Genomic DNA, 16640 nt, shown 5'->3' with positions numbered 1-16640 from the left:
AATCAAGGAGATAACCATGTTGTTCCACGTGAAGATGACCGTGAAGCTGCCGGTCGACATGGACCCGGCCAAGGCCGCCCAGCTCAAGGCCGACGAAAAGGAACTGGCCCAGCGCCTGCAGCGCGAAGGCATCTGGCGTCACCTGTGGCGCATTGCCGGGCATTACGCCAACTACAGCGTGTTCGATGTGCCCAGCGTCGAGGCATTGCATGACACGCTGATGCAGCTGCCGCTGTTCCCGTACATGGATATCGAGGTCGACGGCCTGTGTCGGCATCCCTCGTCTATTCACAGCGACGATCGCTGATTCGCACCTGTATGCCTGACAAGAACAATACGAGGTAAGCACGATGACCGTGAAAATTTCCCACACTGCCGACATTCAAGCCTTCTTCAACCGGGTAGCTGGCCTGGACCATGCCGAAGGAAACCCGCGCTTCAAGCAGATCATTCTGCGCGTGCTGCAAGACACTGCTCGCCTGATCGAAGACCTGGAGATTACCGAGGACGAGTTCTGGCACGCCGTCGACTACCTCAACCGCCTGGGTGGCTGTAACGAGGCAGGCCTGCTGGCTGCTGGCCTGGGCGTCGAGCACTTCCTCGACCTGCTTCAGGATGCCAAGGATGCCGAAGCCGGCCTTGGCGGCGGCACCCCGCGCACCATCGAAGGCCCGTTGTACGTTGCCGGGGCGCCGCTGGCCCAGGGCGAAGCGCGCATGGACGACGGCACTGACCCAGGCGTGGTGATGTTCCTTCAGGGCCAGGTGTTCGATGCCGACGGCAAGCCGTTGGCCGGTGCCACCGTCGACCTGTGGCACGCCAATACCCAGGGCACCTATTCGTACTTCGATTCGACCCAGTCCGAGTTCAACCTGCGTCGGCGTATCATCACCGATGCCGAGGGCCGCTACCGCGCGCGCTCGATCGTGCCGTCCGGGTATGGCTGCGACCCGCAGGGCCCAACCCAGGAATGCCTGGACCTGCTCGGCCGCCACGGCCAGCGCCCGGCGCACGTGCACTTCTTCATCTCGGCACCGGGGCACCGCCACCTGACCACGCAGATCAACTTTGCTGGCGACAAGTACCTGTGGGACGACTTTGCCTATGCCACCCGCGACGGGCTGATCGGCGAACTGCGTTTTGTCGAGGATGCGGCGGCGGCGCGCGACCGCGGCGTGCAAGGCGAGCGCTTTGCCGAGCTGTCATTCGACTTCCGCTTGCAGGGTGCCAAGTCGCCTGACGCCGAGGCGCGAAGCCATCGGCCGCGGGCGTTGCAGGAGGGCTGAGTTCGAGGTTATGTCACTGTGATTTTGCCTGGGGCTTTCCGTGCGGGGAGGCCTCGGGCTTTTTGTCGCCAGGGGCGGGTGATCTAGAATCGTCTTTTTGTTCAGGCCCCCACACCATGCTCCCCATCGCGCTGCTGCCAACCACCATCGACCAGGCGTCGCTGATCCGCAATCTCTACCAGTTCTATTGCTACGAGTCCTCCGACTGGGAGCAGGAAGACGTCGAGGCGGACGGCCGTTTCTACATCCACGAGGAGCACCTGCAACGCTACTGGCAGGACGACGGCTGGGGCGCGTATCTGGTGCTGGTGGACGGCTTCATCGCCGGCTTCGTGCTGGTCGAGCGCAGCGAGCTGCCTGGCATCGTTGCGCAGGAGCTTGCCGACCTGTTCATCTTGAAGAAGTACCGTCGCCAGGGCATCGGCCGAGCTGTGGCGTTGCAGTTGCTGGGGGGCGAGGGTGACTGGCTGCTGCGTTGCTACGCACAGGATCTGCCCGCCGTGGCTTTCTGCAATGCCGTGCTGGCGAGCCTGCCGCGGCCGGCGCAGGCTATCGCCCTGGGGGATGAGCCGGACTTGCTCAACTTCCTGGTGACCGGCACCCGCCATTGAGAGCGGGGTGCTTTCGTTCGTCCAGATAAGGGATAGCGCCATTTTTGTGATGTGCTTCACAAAATGCTCGCGAGCGGCATAATGCCACCATCGCTTTCCAAGACCCGGCCGCCGCTTGCCGGGGTCCCTTTTCATGCGCTTCGAAGGTTCAGGTAAAGTTCATGTCGCTCGCAGCAAACCCCGACATCATGTACCGGCTGTTGATCCAGAGCGTGGTGGATTATGCCATCTACCTGCTCACCCCTGAAGGTATCGTCGCCAACTGGAACCCTGGCGCCCAGCGCGCCAAGGGGTACCGTGCCGAGGAAATCGTCGGCCAGCACTACTCGTTGTTCTACACCGATGCCGAGCGCGCAGCCGGGTTGCCGGCATTCAACCTGGAGCAGGCGCGCAGCACCGGACGCTTTGAAGAAACGGGCGCACGCCTGCGCAAGGACGGCACGGCCTTCCACGCCCATGTGGTCATCGAAGCGGTGTACGACGATGCCGGGCAACTGGTGGGTTTCGCCAAGGTCACCCGCGACATTTCCGAACGCCACCGCCAGGAGCTCGAACTGCTGCAGGCCAAAGAGCTGGCCGAGCAGTACAGCCAGGAAATGGCCAAGCTTTCGCAGTTTCTCGATTCGGTCATTGCCAACATTCCCGCGAGCGTCATCGTCCAGGACCTGGAAAGCCAGCGCATCCTGTTGGCCAATCAGCAGGCCGAACGCCTGTTCGGCGGGCCGCAGCGCAGCATGATCGGCCAGTTGCCCAGGGAATGCCTGGCGCCGGCTGCCGGTGACTATCTGGAGCAGCAATTCGTGCGGGGTGCCCGCAGCACCAAGGGGCACGCCGCCGAAACCCGCGTCGACACCGCCCGCGGCCCACGCACACTGCGTAGCCGTACCCTGCTTAGTCAAAACCGCGAAGGGCAGGCCGATTACGTGTTGTTCGTGGCTGAAGACGCCACCGAAGAGCTGGCCGCCCATGCGCAGATCCACCACATGGCGCACCATGACGCGCTCACCGGGTTGCCCAACCGTACGCTGTTCCACGAACGGCTACGCCAGGCCCTGTTGCGCGGCAGCGAAAACGCCAAGCTGACGGCTGCCCTGTGCCTGGACCTGGACAACTTCAAGAACATCAACGACTCCCTTGGCCATGCGTTTGGTGACAAGTTGCTACGCGAGTTGGGCAAGCGTCTGCGCCGCGAACTGCGTGAGCACGACACCTTGGCCCGCCTGGGTGGCGACGAGTTTGCCGTGGTGCTGACGGGCCTGGAGGGGCGGGATGCCGCGTGCAATACCGCGCAGCGCCTGATCAAGGCCATCAGCCCGCCGTTCCGGATCGAAGGGCATCAGTTCGCGGTGGGGGTGAGCATCGGCATCGCCATCGCGCCTGATGACCATGACCAGGCAGAGCAACTGCTGGGCTACGCTGACATGGCGCTGTACCAGGCCAAGCGTAACGGCCGTAATCGTTATGAATGCTTCGATGTCGAACTGGACGTTGCCGCCCGCCAGCGCCGCCTGGTGGAAACCGACCTGCGCACAGCGCTGCACCTGGGGCAGTTGCAGTTGCACTACCAGCCGGTAGTCGATCATCAGACCAGCAGCGTTACCGGTTATGAGGCGCTGCTGCGCTGGGAACACCCGACCCGTGGCATGGTCATGCCGATGGACTTCATCCCCATTGCTGAAGAAACCGGGTTGATCCACGAGCTGGGCAACCGTGCGCTGAACCTGGCCTGCCAGGAGGCGGCCAGTTGGGACAGTGAGCAGACGGTGTCGGTCAACCTGTCGGCGGTGCAGTTCAAGAACGGCGATCTGGTGCATACCGTCGCCCTCGCGCTGGCCGACTCGGGCCTGCCGCCGCAGCGGCTGGAGCTGGAAATTACCGAGTCGGTACTGCTGGGCAACAGCGAGGAGAACGTGCGCACCTTGCGCGCGCTGAAAGACCTGGGCGTGTCCATTTCACTGGATGACTTTGGTACCGGCTACTCATCGTTGGGCTACCTGCGTTCGTTCCCGTTCGACCGGATCAAGATCGACAAGTCGTTCGTGCATGACATGTGCGACAGCCGCGAGGCCATGTCGATCATTCGCGCCATTACCGAGCTGTCCAACAGCCTGATGATCAAGATCACGGCTGAAGGCGTGGAGTCGGAGGAGCAGATGCGCCGGCTCGCGGCGGAAGGCTGTTCGCACTTCCAGGGCTACTTTTACGGGCGGCCGGCACCGGCGAGCGAGCGGTTGAAGCAGGTCATCACCCAAGAACAATGACTTGCGCGGCGGCCTCAGCTGTTCCAGTCCGGGGCAAACGGCGGGCTGACCACGCGCTGGTCTTTCGGCAGCCCGGCAATGGCTGTGCGGTCTTCGTCATCCAGCGGCACGGTCAACGCGGCCAGGTTGGCCAGCTGGTTTTCGCGGCTACTGGCTTTGGGGATCGCCGCCACGCCGTCCTGGTCCAGCAGCCATTTCAGCGCCACCTGGCTGGGCAGCACGCCATGCTTGCGGGCGATCGCCTGGATCACCGGCTGCGCCGCTGCCTGGCCGCGTGCCAGCGGGGTGTAGGCGGTGAGCAACAGATCATGGCTGCGGGCGAAGTCGAGTAGCGGTTGCTGGCTGAGCAGAACATGGTATTCCACCTGAATCGCCGACAACGGCGCGCCCAGGGTTTCCACCACCTGGCGCAGTAACCCCAACGGGAAGTTGGCCACGCCAATGTGGCGCGCCTTGCCTTCGTCACGCAGGGCTACCAAGGTGTCGATGCTGCGGGCCAGGTCCCAGTCTTTGCCTGGCCAGTGGATGTGGAACAGGTCGACCTGTTCGGTACCCAGCGCGCGCAGGCTGTCTTCCAGCGACTGACGCATGGCTTTAGGCTCCAGGCGGTCCCACCAGACCTTGGTGGTCAGGTGGATCTGCTCGCGTGGCACGTCGCTGTCGCGCAGCGCCTGGCCAACGGCTGCTTCGTTTTCGTAGGCGGTGGCGGTGTCGATGTGCCGGTAACCCACGTCCAGTGCCTGGCGCACGGCCTGGGTGCATTCACTGCCGGTCATTGGCCAGGTGCCCAGGCCGATGGCGGGCAGGTCCAGGCCGGTGCGGGTGCTGAGCCTTTGCATGTAAATTCCTTGTAGGGTGTGCAGGGTCGGTCGATGGTCGGCGATCAACCGTGTACGGGCCATGCAGACAAGGTGGAAAGTGGTCGATCAGCGAACACAAATTGCACTTGACCGGGTCAAGCGGCAAATGAACTTCCTTATGCTGCAGCATCTCTTCTAGAATCCCAGCTGTCACATCCGCCAGGCAATGCCTGCGCGGCCTTCCTTGGGCGGGGCATGCTGCCGCGCCGTCATCGAGAGAGCCATGAGTTCCAGCACACCGCTGTCCGGCGTCAACCAACCCCTGCGCGGCATCGCGTTGGTGGTGGTGGCGACGTTCCTGTTCGCCAGCCACGATGCCTTGTCCAAATTCCTGGGTGGCCTGTACCCGATAGTCATGGTGGTGTGGGCGCGTTATGTGGTGCACACGTTGCTGATGGCCGGCATCTTCCTGCCCAAGTCTGGGCTCAACGTGTTGCGCACCCGCCGGCCGGTATTGCAGACCTTGCGGGCCCTGAGCCTGCTGAGCACCAGCCTGCTGTTCACGACCGGCTTGCAATACCTGCCACTGGCCGAGGCCACGGCCGTCAACTTCCTTGCCCCGGTGCTGGTCACCGCGCTGTCGGCGCCGCTGCTCAAAGAGCGAGTGACAGTGGGGCAGTGGGTGGCGGTGGTGATGGGCTTTATCGGCGTGCTGGTGGTGGTGCACCCTGGCGGGGCGATGTTTACCCCGGCCATTCTGTATCCGTTCGGTTCGGCATTGGGCTTCTGCTTCTATCAGTTGCTGACGCGCATTCTGGCGGCGCACGACAGCCCGACCACCAGCAACTTCTATGCGGGGTTGTGCAACACCTTGGCAATGAGTGCGCTGGTGCCGTTCTTCTGGGAGGTGCCGCGCTGGGATCATGCCCTGTTGATGCTGGCACTGGGCGGCTTTGGCATGACTGCGCACCTGCTGTTGACCCAGGCCTTCCGCCATGCAGCGCCGGCGTTGCTGGCGCCGTTCAGCTATTGCCAGATCGTGTTTGCCGGGTTGCTTGGCTTCGTGGTGTACAGCCAGGTGCCGGATACCCTGAGCCTGGTGGGGATTTTGGTGATCTGCCTCAGTGGGCTTGGCGCAGCCTGGATGCAGCGCGGCAAATAGCAGCCGCGTGCTTCAGGCTGGGCGACCGGTAGGCGCAGCGTTGTGCTGCGAAGAGGGCATCACTGCGTGGCCATGAACTGCAGGATGCGGTCGCGCAGCCAGCGCTCGGCGGGGTCGTTGTCCTGGGCGCCGCTCCAGACCATCGACAGCTCGGCCTCGGTGATGTCGAACGGCGCCGGGTCGGCGCGCAAGCTGCCGTCGTCGGCGAGGGCACAAGCGGCATAGTCCGGTACCGTGGCGATCAGCTCGGTGTTGCGCAGCAGGGCGCGCAGGCTACCGAACTGCGGCACCGCCAGCACCACCTTGCGGCAACGCCCGATGCGTGCCAGGTCGAGGTCGATGTTGCCGCTCATGTCACCGGAAAACGACACCATCACATGCGGGCGGGCGCAGTATTCGTCGAGGGTCAGAGGCCCCGGGCGGTCGTCGGCGCGCAGCACCCGTACACCTATGTCGCGCAGCTTGCGGCGTTTGGCGGTGGCCGGCAGGTCGGTGGTATAGCTCACACCTACCGAGATCTCGCCGCTGGCCAGAAGGCCCGGCATCAGCAGGAAATTGGCCCGCCGCACTACCACGCTGATGGCGGGGGCTTCTTCACGCAGGGCCTGCAGCAGGGCCGGAAACAGGCCGAACTCGGCATCGTCAGAAAGGCCCAGGCGGAACACGTTGCAGCTGTTGGCCGGGTCGAACTCGCGGGCGCGGCTGATGGCAGCGGAAATCACGTCCATGGCCGGGCCCAGTTCAGCAAAGATCTGCATGGCCCGTGGGGTGGGTTCCATGGCCCGGCCGCTGCGGATCAGCAGCGGGTCGTCGAACAGCTCGCGCAGGCGGGCGAGGGCGGCGCTGACGGTGGATTGGGTGATAAACAGCTTTTCACCCACGCGGGTCAGGTTGCGTTCGATCATCAGGGCTTCGAACAGCACCAGCAGGTTCATGTCGACGCGGCGCAGGTCGTTGCGGTTCATGAGGGCTCGGCGTCCTGGGCAAAGGGTATGGCTGTGTATTGAAGCATGGCGCGGGGCCTTGTGCCTTGTATGGATGTGCCGGCCTCATCGCGGGCTTGACCGCGATGAGGCCGATACAGGCCTGCGCCTGACAGAGCCAGCCTATCAGGCTCCAACAGCCACTCTATTAGACCTCTGCCCAAGCTCGGCTAGTCTTTCTCGTGGCCCCGCGAATTCCGCGACAGGGCAGCGCGTCAGCACCTGCGTGCAAGACCGTGTCCCCCCGCCGTGACAGCTTCGCAAGCCCCGTGTACACCTGATGAGGGGTAGTACGAGCCCACCCGCTCGGCTGAAAGAACACTGGCATAGACCGGAAATCTGGATAACCGACCCAAAGGTACCCGCAGATGTCGAACGAATCGAAATGCCCGTTCCATCAAACCGCAGGTGGCGGCACCACCAACCGTGACTGGTGGCCTGACCAGCTCAACCTGAGAATTCTTCACCAGCATTCCTCCAAGTCCAGCCCCGACCCGGACTTCGACTATGCCAAGGCGTTCAAGAGCCTCGACTTCCAGGCCCTGAAGAAAGACCTGACTGCCCTGATGACCGACTCGCAGGATTGGTGGCCGGCCGACTTTGGCCACTACGGCCCGCTGTTCATCCGCATGGCCTGGCACAGCGCGGGCACCTACCGCATTGGTGATGGCCGCGGTGGTGCGGGCTCTGGCCAGCAACGCTTCGCCCCGCTCAACAGCTGGCCGGACAACGTCAGCCTGGACAAGGCCCGGCGCCTGCTGTGGCCGATCAAGCAGAAGTACGGCAACAAGATTTCCTGGGCCGACCTGATCGTACTCACCGGTAATGTTGCCCTTGAGTCCATGGGCTTCAAGACCTTCGGCTTCTCCGGCGGGCGTGCCGACGTGTGGGAGCCGGACGAAGACGTGTACTGGGGGTCGGAAAAGGTCTGGCTGGGCGGCGATACCCGTTACGGCAAGGATCAGGTCAAGGCGCAGCCGCCGGGGCAGGGTGACCTGGTGGCCGAGCCGGCCAAGCATGGTGAAGAGCAGAATCGCGACCTGTCGGCCGAGCGTAACCTGGAAAACCCGCTGGCCGCCGTGCAGATGGGCCTGATCTACGTGAACCCGGAAGGCCCGGAAGGTAATCCCGACCCCGTGGCCTCGGGCAAGGACATCCGTGAAACCTTTGGCCGCATGGCCATGAACGATGAAGAAACCGTGGCCTTGATCGCCGGTGGTCACGCGTTCGGCAAGACCCATGGTGCCGGCCCCGCCGACAACGTCGGCCCCGAGCCGGAAGCGGCAGGCCTGGAGATGCAGGGCCTGGGCTGGCACAACACGTTTGGCTCCGGCAAAGGCGGGGATACCATCACCAGCGGCCTGGAAGTGACCTGGACCTCCACCCCGACCCAGTGGGGCAACGAGTACCTGAATAACCTGTTCGACTTTGAGTGGGAGCTGACCAAAAGCCCGGCCGGCGCGCACCAGTGGCGGCCGAAAGACGGCAAAGGCGCAGGCACGGTGCCCGATGCACATGATCCCGGTAAAAGGCATGCACCGTCGATGTTGACCTCCGACCTGGCATTGCGTTTCGACCCCATTTACGAGCCAATCGCTCGCCACTTCAAAGAAAACCCTGACCAGCTGGCGGATGCTTTTGCCCGTGCATGGTACAAGCTGATCCACCGCGACATGGGCCCGCTGGCGCGCTATCTGGGCCCGGAAATGCCCAATGAAGAGTTGCTGTGGCAAGACCCGTTGCCCAAAGCTGACCCATCCACGATCAGCGAGCAAGACATCGAGACCCTTAAGTCCAGGATCCTGGCCTCGGGTTTGAGCGTGGGCGAACTGGTCTCCACCGCCTGGGCATCCGCGTCGACCTTCCGCGGCTCCGACAAGCGCGGTGGTGCCAACGGCGCACGTTTGCGCTTGGCGCCACAGAAGGACTGGGCTGCAAACCAGGGCGTGGACAAGGTGCTGGCGGCATTGGAGAAGATCCAGGGCGAGTTCAACAGCAGCGGCAAGAAGGTTTCCCTGGCTGACCTGATCGTGCTGGCCGGTACCGCGGCAGTCGAAAAAGCTGCCAAGGATGCGGGCTACAGCGGCAGCGTAGGGTTCCGCCCGGGCCGAGTCGATGCGTCGCAGGAGCAGACCGACGTCGAGTCGTTCGCCGTGCTGGAACCGCTGGCCGATGGCTTCCGCAACTTCACCAAGGCACGCTACAGCGTCAAGGCCGAGAAACTGTTGCTGGACAAGGCGCAGTTGCTGACCCTGACCGCGCCGGAGCTGACCGTGCTGATCGGTGGCCTGCGGGTGCTCGGTGCCAACCATGGTGGCAGCAAACTCGGCGTGTTCACCGACAAGCCGGGGACGCTGAGCAACGACTTCTTCCGCAACTTGCTGGATATGAGCGTGGAGTGGAAACCGACCTCGGCGGACAACGAAACCTTTGAAGGCCGCGACCGCAAGACCGGGCAGGTGAAGTGGAGCGGTAGCCGGGTAGATCTGGTGTTCGGTTCGCATGCCCAGTTGCGGGCGTTGAGCGAGGTGTATGCCAGCAGTGATGGCGGTGACAAGTTTGTCCGAGACTTTGTGGCCGCCTGGCAGAAGGTCATGGAGCTGGACCGCTTTGATCTGAAATAGCGTTGCCTGGCGGGGGGGGCGCGCTCAGCGCCCCCTTGGCCAGTGGTTATCCCGCCAATTCCAGGTCGGATAGATACAAAAGTGTCCTCGTCGGTTCTGTTGCAATGCTTCTCAGGCGGCCGGCCTGAACAGCGTGCTCACAACGACAAGGAACCCCGACCATGCAAATGCCCAAGACCCTGAAAATCCGCAATGGCGACAAGGTGCAGCCAACCTTTTCCGCTCAGGAATACGCTGCTCGCCACGCCCGGCTGCGGGCCTATATGGCCGAGCAGGACATTGAGGCGGCAATCTTCACCTCGTATCACAACGTCAACTATTACAGCGATTTCCTTTACTGCTCGTTCGGCCGCCCTTATGCGCTGGTGATCACCCAGGACAAGGTGGTCTCGATCAGCGCCAATATCGACGGCGGGCAACCCTGGCGGCGCACGGTGGGCACTGACAACATCGTCTACACCGACTGGCAGCGCGACAACTATTTCGTCGCCATCCAGCAGGCGTTGCCGCTGGCCTCGCGCATCGGCGTGGAGTACGACCACCTGAACCTGCAGAACCACGGCAAACTCGCCGCCTGCTACCCCAAGGCCGAGCTGGTGGACATCGCTGCGCCGTGCATGCGTATGCGCATGATCAAGTCGGCCGAGGAGCAGGCACTTATCCGTCACGGTGCACAGGTGGCCGACATCGGCGGGGCGGCAGTGGTCGAAGCCCTGCGTGAGCAGGTGCCCGAGTACGAGGTGGCACTGCATGCCACCCAGGCGATGGTGCGCGAAATTGCCAAACGCTTCCCCGACGCCGAGCTGATGGACACCTGGACTTGGTTCCAGTCCGGGCTCAACACCGATGGCGCACACAACCCGGTCACCAGCCGCCGTGTGGGCAAGGGCGAGATCCTCAGCCTCAACTGTTTCCCCATGATCGCCGGTTATTACACCGCGCTGGAGCGCACCCTGTTCCTTGACCACTGCCCGGACGAGTACCTGCGCCTGTGGCAGGCCAACGTCGAAGTGCACGAAGCCGGGCTGCAACTGGTGCGCCCAGGCATGCGCTGCAGCGATATCGCCCGCGAACTGAACGAGATCTTCCTGCGCCACGACCTGCTGCAGTACCGCACCTTCGGGTATGGCCATTCGTTCGGCACGCTCAGCCATTACTACGGCCGCGAGGCGGGGCTGGAGCTGCGCGAGGACATCGATACTGTGCTGGAACCGGGCATGGTGGTGTCGATCGAGCCGATGATCATGCTGCCTGAAGGGCGACCGGGGGCGGGCGGTTATCGCGAGCACGACATCCTGATCGTCAACGACAGCGGCGCCGAGAACATCACCAAGTTCCCGTATGGGCCGGAGCACAACATCATTCGCAAATAAGCATCGGCGTCGGCTGCTTCGCGGGCAAGCCCGCTCCTGCGGGGATTTCACCGTTTTCGCAGGCGCGGGTTCACCCGCGAATAGGCCGGCCCAGACAACAACAAGATCCCCGTATGACCACCAGACCCTGCCTCCAATTAAAAGAACCAGAGGGTACCCGTCATGTCCAGCACCACCCTAGACCCATCCGCCATCGCCGGCCCCAAACACAACGCCGAACGCCAGGCGCTGCGCAAGGCCGCCCGGGCCAGCTTCATGGGCAACTTCGTCGAGTGGTTCGACTACGCCGCCTACGGCTATCTGGCCACCATCATCGCCGCCACCTTCTTCCCGCAAACTGACAAGACCACCGGTTTGCTGGCCACCTTTGCGGTATTCGCCCTGTCGTTCCTGGTGCGCCCGCTGGGTGGCATCGTCTGGGGCCATTTCGGCGATCGACACGGTCGGCGCAACGCGCTCTCGTGGTCGATCCTGATCATGTCGGTATCCACCTTCTGCATCGGCTTGTTGCCGGGCTATGCGCAGATCGGGCTGTGGGCACCGGCCTTGCTGTTGCTGATCCGCCTGGTACAGGGGTTTTCCGCCTCGGGTGAGTACGCCGGGGCCGCTGCGTTCCTGGCCGAGTACGCGCCGCCTGGGCGGCGTGGCTTGTACACCAGCATCGTGCCGGCCAGCACGGCGGCGGGGTTGTTGTTCGGTGCGGCGTTCGTCGCGGTGCTGCATGAGCTGCTCAGCAGTGAAGCCCTGCATGAGTGGGGCTGGCGCCTGCCGTTCCTGCTGGCGGCGCCGTTCGGCCTGGTAGGGCGCTATATCCGCATGAGCTTGCAGGACACGCCCAAGTTCCTGGAGATGGAGCAGCGCCTGGAAACCAAGGCCGGCATGGCCACGACGCCGCTGCGCGAACTGCTGGGCCAGCACCGGCGCAGTCTGGCAATCGGCATGGGTGTCACCTGCCTGAATGCGGTTGCGTTCTACCTGTTGCTCAGTTACATGCCGACCTACCTGTCCAGTGAAATGGGCATGAGCGAGCGGGATTCGTTCATCGCCTCGACGGTGTCGCTGGCCACCTATATCGGCTTGATCTTCCTGATGGGGCGGCTGTCCGACCAGTTTGGTCGCAAGACCATGCTGGTGGTGGCCTCGCTGTTGTTCCTGGGGTTGACCGTGCCGTTGTTTCGCCTGCTGGACGGCCAGCCGCTGCTGGTGATTCTGGCCATCCAGATCCTTTTCGGTGCGATGCTGGCGATGAACGACGGGACCTTGCCGTGCCTGCTGGCCGAAATCTTTCCGACCCGGGTGCGCTTCAGCGGGTTTGCCTTGAGCTTCAATGTGGCCAATTCGCTGTTTGGCGGGACTGCGCCGTTCATTGCCACCTGGCTGATTCAGGTGACGGGCAGCAAGCTGGCCCCGGCAGGATACTTGCTGGCGGCAGCACTGGTGGCGCTGGTGGCCATGCTGATGTGTCGGGAGACGGCGCATGCGGCCCTTGAAGATTAGTTGACCTGCACTGGCCTCTTCGCGGGCAAGCCCGCTCACAACGGCCTGTGGCGGACCACCGGTGTGCGTGTAGGAGGGGGCTTGCCCGCGAAGAGGCCAGCAATGCCCATACCTGACCCCCGTCAGTGGAGAGAGGCCTGCCGCCGCTCCCCTAGGGGCGACAGCCCGAAGAACCTGCTGTAACTCTTGGAAAAATGCGCAGGCGAACTGAAACCACAGGCCAGCGCTACCTCACGCACTTGCACGTCGCTGCGCAGCAGTAACTCCCGCGCCCGCGACAGCCGCAGCTCCAGGTAATACTGGCTGGGCGTGCGCTGCAGGTACTTGTGGAACAGCCGCTCCAATTGGCGCACGGTCACGTCGTTGAGGCTGGCCAGTTCCTCCAGCCCCAGCGGTTCCTCCAGATTGGCCTCCATGATCGCCACCACCTGGCTCAGTTTGGGTTGAGCGCTGCCGAGCAGGGTGCGCAGCGGTACACGCTGGCGCTCACGCTCACCGCGCACGCGGTCGCACAGCAACAGCTCGGCGGCCTTGGCCGCGATGTCCTGGCCGCCCGTGTCCCGGGCCACCAGTTGCAGCATCATGTCCATGGCCGCCACGCCGCCTGAGCAGGTGTAACGGTCGCGGTCCAGTTCGAAAAGCTGGCTGGAGATCACGATACCGGGGAAGTGTGCCTGCAACGTCGGCAGGTCTTCCCAGTGGATGGTGCAGCGGTAACCCTTGAGCAATTCTGCCTTGGCCAGCAGGTAGCTACCGGTGCAGATACCGCCCAGTGGCAAGCGCTGGCGGGCCAGTTGGCGCAACCAGTCGATCAATGGGCGGTTGCTACGGCTTCGGTCGATCGGGTTGGCGCCGACCACCAGCAAGGCATCCAGCGCGGGGGCGTTGGTGATGTTGTAGTCGGGCAGTACGCGCATGCCGTTGCTGGCCACCACCGGCGCGTCGTCTGCGGCGATCAGCACACTGCGATACAGTGGCTTGCGCGCGGCCAGATTGGCCATGCGCAGGGTCTCCACCGCCGACGCAAGGCCGATGGTGGTGAAATTGGGCAAAATCAGGAAGCCAAAGGTCTTTGCCGAACAATTCTTTACACTAGACGGCGATAGGTTTGCAGAAGCGGGGTGGACCATTGCGCTGTTCCTGTGCAAGCTGAGGCCTGGTTGGTCAGGGGCAGTGAGAAAGCAGAGCCTCGCGTGGTTCTTGTTGTTATGGGTCGTTGCCGGGTCGATCATACACCCCGGATGCAGCGGCCAGGAATGGCCCCGCCGGCAGGCAGGGCCGACAGTGATTGCACAGAGAAGGTGAGCGTCAGTGAACCCCGAAACCATGCTGGCGGGCTTGCCAGGCTACGCCATGGCCCCCGAAGCGATCCAGGTGCTGCCCGATGCCAGGGCTTACCGCGCCTGCCTGTTCGAGCGCATCCGTGCGGCGACTCGGCGCATCGTTATCGTCGCGTTGTACCTGCAGGAGGATGAGGCTGGCCAGGAAGTCCTGGATGCCTTGTACCAGGCCAAGGCCGAGCGGCCAGGCCTGGAGATCACCATCGTGGTCGACTGGTTCCGCGCCAGGCGCGGGCTGCTGGGGGCCGGGCGTCAGCCGGGCAATGCCGCCTGGTATCAGGCCCAGCGCCAGTTGCGCGGGCTGGACATCGCGATTCATGGCGTGCCAGTGCAGACCCGCGAACTGTTCGGGGTGCTGCACCTCAAAGGCAGCATCATCGACGATTGCGTGATCTACACCGGCGCCAGTCTGAACAACGTCTACCTGCATCGTTTCGACCGCTATCGCCTGGATCGCTACCACCTGTTCCAGTCACCGGCACTGGCTGATGCCATGGTCGGCCTGGTTCAGCGTTTGCTGCACCATACCGCCACACCGCGCCTCGACCTGCCGGCGCCACCTTCTACCCGCAGTTTGCGCGGTGACATTCGGCGTTTGCGCGCACGGCTGCGGCGCATGGCCTACGAGGTACCGGCCAGCGTGACGGGGCAGGGCCTGCAGGTGATCCCGCTGCTGGGTGTGGGCCGTGGCAATCCACTGAACCGGGCGCTGTGCGCCTTGCTGGCAGTGGCGCGCACGCAGATCATCATCAGTACGCCGTATTTCAACCCGCCGCAGGTCGTGATGCGCGAACTTGACCATGCCCTGGCGCGGGGGGTTGGGGTGGAGCTGATTGTCGGTGACCGCACCGCCAACGACTTCTACATTGCCCCTGGCGAACCGTTCAGTGCCAGTGGTGCATTGCCCTATCTGTACGAGGACAACCTGCGCGCCTTCGCCCACCGCCGCCACGCCGCGATTGCCAGCGGCCAGTTGCAAGTACGCATCTGGAACGATCCCGGGCATACCTTCCATGCCAAGGGCGTTTGGATCGACCAGCGTTATTCGCTGCTGACCGGCAACAACCTCAACCCGCGCGGGTTCAACCTGGACCTGGAGAACGGCCTGCTGATCGACGACCCGCAGGGGCAATGGCTGGCGCCACGGGAAGCGGAGTTGAGCGAACTACGGCGCTTTGCGCCGAGAATCGGTTCGGCAGAGGCGCTGGGGGAGAAGGCCGAACATCCCAAGCAAGTGCGCAAGTTTCTGCGTCGGTTGCGCTATAGCCGGTTGGAGCCGTTGATCAAGCGGGTGCTCTGACATCGCCTGTACTGACCCTGTCGCCGGCAAGCCAGCGACAGGGCCAGAGTGGTGCGCACCGCGCATTGATGTCATTATGATATTGCTGCCCACGGCCCTTTGTCAGGGGCTGGATTACAATGTGCAGGCAACAGTGCAAGGCCCCTCTGAACGTGATCACGATCGCATACAGTCGGGCCTTTTCCCGTTAACCAGACAGGCCAATGCGTATATGGCGTTAGATCCACCCACGATGCTGACTATTTCAGTCGCTTTGGCCGCTGCGGCCGCCTTGTACCTGGCGATTGAATGGCGCAGTGTGCGCGAAACCTCATTGCTGTACTGGAGTGCGGGTTTCGCCACGATTACGGTTGGTAGCACCCTGGCATTGTTGCGCGGGATCGGCTTGCTGTTCATCGGTATCTGGTTCGCCAATGGCTTGCTGGTGGTGGCCCACGTTTTTTTCCTGATCGGCGTGCTGCGCTTCACTCAGGAGCGCTTGTCACGTGCCTGGTTGATGATCGTGCTGGTCTGGTTCGCCTTGCTGCTGCTGCCCGTGGGCCCGCAGTGGTCGAAGGTGATGCTGATGGTCAACTCGTTGTTGGTGGCCTCGCTGACGCTCAAGGCCAGTTTCCTGCTGCGGCCACATGGCAAATCGCTGAGTGTCGGGGCCGTGCAACTGCGCTATGTGTTGCTGATCCATGGGCTGTTCTATGTGGCCAAGGCGGCCATCGCGATCACGCCAGGCACGCTGATTGACCTGGCGACCTTTGGCGGGCTGATCATTCAGGTTTCGCTGGTGGAAGGCGCGATGGCGATCATGCTGATTGCCTTGTCGATGACCGGCACCGTACGTTACCGGCGGGAAGAGCGGATTGCCCGGCTGGCAGCTCGTGACCCGCTGACTGCGCTGTACAACCGGCGTGCACTGGAGGTGCGGGCGGGGCATTTCTTCAAGGACGTGAGCCCGGCGCAACCCGGGGCATTGCTGTTGATCGACATCGACAACTTCAAACTGGTCAACGACCTGCACGGGCATATCGCCGGCGACCGTTTGCTGATTGCCTTGAGCGAGATGATTCGTACGGCGCTGCCCGAGCGCTCGCTGGCGGCGCGGTTGGGCGGGGATGAGTTCGTCATCTTGCTCAGTGGCGCGAGCAGTGAACGGGTCATGGAACTGGGGAGTGGGCTGCGTGAGCAGTTCCAGCAGTACGCCGACAAGACTGTGCCTACGCCCCAGGCGGTTACCTTGAGCATTGGTGCCAACGTGTTCGATCAGCCGCCGGCGAGCCTGGCGGCGTTGATCGAGCAGGGGGATGTGGCGTTGTACCAGTCCAAACGTGGGGGGCGCGACAGCATTCGGTTTTTCGAGCGGGCGGTGGTTGAACTCCGGCAGTGAGCGAGTCACCTAGGTGGGGGAGCTT

General features: G+C 63.4%; 13 protein-coding genes. 10 read left to right on the top strand and 3 right to left on the bottom strand.

The window, feature by feature from the left end; genetic code table 11:
- Positions 1-16: 16 nt before the first annotated feature.
- The 4 genes from catC to ACF8O8_RS08035 all read left to right on the top strand — a co-directional run bounded on the left by catC (position 17) and on the right by ACF8O8_RS08035 (position 4158).
- Positions 17-307 carry a muconolactone Delta-isomerase gene (catC, locus tag ACF8O8_RS08050; RefSeq protein WP_010954550.1) on the top strand — a complete coding sequence of 97 codons (291 nt, stop codon included), beginning with the start codon at positions 17-19 and terminating at the stop codon, positions 305-307.
- 43 nt (positions 308-350) lie between these two features.
- A complete protein-coding gene (gene catA, locus ACF8O8_RS08045) occupies positions 351-1286 on the top strand; it encodes a catechol 1,2-dioxygenase (protein WP_392509487.1) in 936 nt (311 codons plus the stop codon).
- Between the two features lie 116 nt (positions 1287-1402).
- The gene (locus ACF8O8_RS08040; protein WP_010954548.1) at positions 1403-1897 is read left to right on the top strand and encodes a GNAT family N-acetyltransferase; all 495 of its coding nucleotides are present in this window, start codon (positions 1403-1405) and stop codon (positions 1895-1897) included.
- Between the two features lie 161 nt (positions 1898-2058).
- The gene (locus ACF8O8_RS08035; protein ID WP_392509486.1) at positions 2059-4158 is read left to right on the top strand and encodes a putative bifunctional diguanylate cyclase/phosphodiesterase; all 2100 of its coding nucleotides are present in this window, start codon (positions 2059-2061) and stop codon (positions 4156-4158) included.
- Positions 4159-4172: 14 nt separating this feature from the next.
- Here the strand turns inward: ACF8O8_RS08035 and ACF8O8_RS08030 are convergent, their stop codons facing one another.
- Positions 4173-4997, bottom strand: a complete 825-nt coding sequence (locus tag ACF8O8_RS08030) for an aldo/keto reductase (RefSeq protein ID WP_350298023.1) — start codon at positions 4995-4997, stop codon at positions 4173-4175.
- Between the two features lie 244 nt (positions 4998-5241).
- On the opposite strand from ACF8O8_RS08030, the gene ACF8O8_RS08025 reads away from it, so the two are divergent.
- Complete coding sequence (locus ACF8O8_RS08025) at positions 5242-6120, top strand: DMT family transporter (RefSeq protein WP_010954509.1); 879 nt, start codon at positions 5242-5244, stop codon at positions 6118-6120.
- A 59-nt stretch (positions 6121-6179) separates the two neighbouring features.
- On the opposite strand, the gene ACF8O8_RS08020 is transcribed toward ACF8O8_RS08025, so the two are convergent.
- Positions 6180-7085: a LysR family transcriptional regulator gene (locus tag ACF8O8_RS08020; protein ID WP_020192324.1), complete on the bottom strand. Its 906-nt coding sequence runs from the start codon at positions 7083-7085 to the stop codon at positions 6180-6182.
- A 386-nt stretch (positions 7086-7471) separates the two neighbouring features.
- Between ACF8O8_RS08020 and katG the strand changes: the two genes are divergently transcribed.
- The 3 genes from katG to ACF8O8_RS08005 all read left to right on the top strand — a co-directional run bounded on the left by katG (position 7472) and on the right by ACF8O8_RS08005 (position 12597).
- Positions 7472-9727, top strand: a complete 2256-nt coding sequence (katG, locus tag ACF8O8_RS08015) for a catalase/peroxidase HPI (protein ID WP_392509485.1) — start codon at positions 7472-7474, stop codon at positions 9725-9727.
- A 161-nt stretch (positions 9728-9888) separates the two neighbouring features.
- Positions 9889-11100 (top strand): M24 family metallopeptidase, encoded by a 1212-nt coding sequence (locus tag ACF8O8_RS08010; protein ID WP_010954506.1) that lies wholly within the window; start codon positions 9889-9891, stop codon positions 11098-11100.
- Positions 11101-11262: 162 nt separating this feature from the next.
- Positions 11263-12597, top strand: coding sequence for an MFS transporter (locus ACF8O8_RS08005; RefSeq protein ID WP_392509484.1), 1335 nt, complete (start codon positions 11263-11265; stop codon positions 12595-12597).
- A gap of 122 nt (positions 12598-12719) precedes the next feature.
- Here the strand turns inward: ACF8O8_RS08005 and ACF8O8_RS08000 are convergent, their stop codons facing one another.
- Positions 12720-13727, bottom strand: a complete 1008-nt coding sequence (locus ACF8O8_RS08000) for a GlxA family transcriptional regulator (RefSeq protein WP_019751089.1) — start codon at positions 13725-13727, stop codon at positions 12720-12722.
- A gap of 181 nt (positions 13728-13908) precedes the next feature.
- Between ACF8O8_RS08000 and pssA the strand changes: the two genes are divergently transcribed.
- Positions 13909-15237, top strand: coding sequence for a CDP-diacylglycerol--serine O-phosphatidyltransferase (pssA, locus tag ACF8O8_RS07995; protein WP_082412172.1), 1329 nt, complete (start codon positions 13909-13911; stop codon positions 15235-15237).
- 232 nt (positions 15238-15469) lie between these two features.
- Complete coding sequence (locus ACF8O8_RS07990; RefSeq protein WP_049586495.1) at positions 15470-16615, top strand: GGDEF domain-containing protein; 1146 nt, start codon at positions 15470-15472, stop codon at positions 16613-16615.
- Positions 16616-16640: the final 25 nt, after the last annotated feature.

The sequence above is a fragment of the Pseudomonas sp. TYF_14 genome (genome assembly GCF_043105275.1).
In the GTDB taxonomy this organism is placed as follows: Bacteria; Pseudomonadota; Gammaproteobacteria; order Pseudomonadales; family Pseudomonadaceae; genus Aquipseudomonas; species Aquipseudomonas alloputida.
The sequence above is the reverse complement of the archived record's forward strand: the minus strand, read 5'-3'. Positions and strand labels throughout refer to the sequence as shown.